Raw genomic sequence first — 545 nt, 5'->3', positions numbered from 1 at the left:
GGATGCTCCTATGGCTGTCAAGCTGCTGGAGCGAGGTCGGTTTGGGTGATTTGTGGGGTGGGTGTCCTGGTCAGGGCGCGGTAGACCTCGCGGGCGACGAATCGCTTGAGGCATCGCATGATGTCCTTCTTTGACATGCCTTCATTGGTGCGGCGTTCGACGTAGGCGCGGGTGCGTGTGTCGAAGCGCATGCGGGTCAGCACGATGGTGTGGAGGGCGTTGTTCGCGGCTCGGTCGCCGCCGCGGTTGAGGCGGTGGCGGTGGGTGCGGCCCGAGGAGGCGGGGATCGGTGCGACGCCTGCCAGGTGGGCGAACGCGGCCTCGGAGCGCATGCGTTCGGGGTTGTCCCCGGCGGAGGCCAGCAACTGGCCTGCGGTCTCGGGGCCGACACCGAACAGCTCCAGCAGTGCGGGGGCGGCCTTCTTGACCAGCGGGCCGATTTGGATGTCGAGCTCGGTGACCTCGTCGTCCATCGCCTGATGGCGGCGGGCCAGCCGCCGCAGTGCCGCGCGGGTCGCGGCCAACGGGACCGCGAGGTCGTCGCC

The 545-nt window shown here is 69.4% G+C and carries 1 protein-coding gene; it reads right to left on the bottom strand.

The window, feature by feature from the left end:
* Positions 1-17 precede the first annotated feature (17 nt).
* On the bottom strand, positions 18-545 hold a 528-nt coding region (locus QSK52_RS39140; protein WP_285741046.1), incomplete at its 5' end, for an IS110 family transposase.

This window comes from Kitasatospora phosalacinea, from assembly GCF_030268885.1.
In the GTDB taxonomy this organism is placed as follows: Bacteria; Actinomycetota; Actinomycetes; order Streptomycetales; family Streptomycetaceae; genus Kitasatospora; species Kitasatospora phosalacinea_C.
Note: the sequence above shows the minus strand (reverse complement) of the source record. Positions and strands in the feature narration are given on the sequence as shown.